Origin of the sequence: Paenibacillus sp. 3LSP, from assembly GCF_032465655.1 — a bacterium.
GTDB lineage: Bacteria > Bacillota > Bacilli > Paenibacillales > Paenibacillaceae > Fontibacillus > Fontibacillus barengoltzii.
On the sequence record NZ_JAWDJI010000235.1, the window covers coordinates 1 to 973 of the forward strand.

Below are 973 nucleotides of genomic sequence, written 5' to 3' on the forward strand. Positions count from 1 at the left end.
CACACCGCCCGTCACACCACGAGAGTTTACAACACCCGAAGTCGGTGAGGTAACCGCAAGGAGCCAGCCGCCGAAGGTGGGGTAGATGATTGGGGTGAAGTCGTAACAAGGTAGCCGTATCGGAAGGTGCGGCTGGATCACCTCCTTTCTATGGAGTACTTCGTTCCTGTTACGGAACGGTACAAATAAGTCAACTCAGGTTGACGAAGTTACTCACTCGTTGCTCAGTTTTGAGAGTTCAAGCTCTCAAGCGTTTGGTGGCGATAGCGGAGGGGTTCCACTCGTTCCCATCCCGAACACGACCGTTAAGCCCTCCAGCGCCGATGGTACTTGGACCGAAGGGTCCTGGGAGAGTAGGACGCTGCCAAGCGCAACCCACTTTCGGGTGCACAAATGAATATCTGTTATGGGCCCTTAGCTCAGCTGGTTAGAGCGCACCCCTGATAAGGGTGAGGTCGGTGGTTCGAGTCCACTAGGGCCCACCATATATCCCATAACATGAAGATGTTTTTTACCGGGGTCCCTGAAAAGTATTCGGAATTGGCTTCGGAGCATCACTTCACTTTTTGGGGTAAAATTTGGGGCCATAGCTCAGCTGGGAGAGCGCCTGCCTTGCAAGCAGGAGGTCAGGAGTTCGATCCTCCTTGGCTCCACCATATATTTCATTAACTTGATCCTTGAAAACTGGATATACGAAACGAAATTTGCGTTTTAGAACAATCCTTTTCTGATGAATTTAAATTTGCTGCAAAGCCAAATTGAAATTCATCATAGCTGAACTTGTGTCAACAAGTGAAGATTGTAGTGATTGCTGGTGCGAAGTTTTGTGATGGCCGATCCTTTGGGAGTGCGCGGCTGCTTGCGAGAGCAAGTCAGCAAGCGACGGACAACGAGCGGACAGCACAATACTGAGCATAATGGTTAAGCTACTAAGAGCACACGGAGGATGCCTAGGCGCTAGGAGCCGAAGAAG

Annotated in this window: 2 tRNA genes and 2 rRNA genes; all 4 read left to right on the forward strand. The window is 50.6% G+C overall.

Features of this window, described 5'->3' with window-relative positions:
• A 16S ribosomal RNA gene (locus tag RW092_RS20335) occupies positions 1-148 on the forward strand; the annotation flags it as partial.
• Between the two features lie 105 nt (positions 149-253).
• Positions 254-370 (forward strand): 5S ribosomal RNA (gene rrf, locus RW092_RS20340).
• 38 nt (positions 371-408) lie between these two features.
• Positions 409-485, forward strand: a tRNA-Ile gene (locus RW092_RS20345).
• A 95-nt stretch (positions 486-580) separates the two neighbouring features.
• Positions 581-656 (forward strand) — tRNA-Ala (locus RW092_RS20350).
• The last annotated feature ends 317 nt before the right edge of the window (positions 657-973 follow it).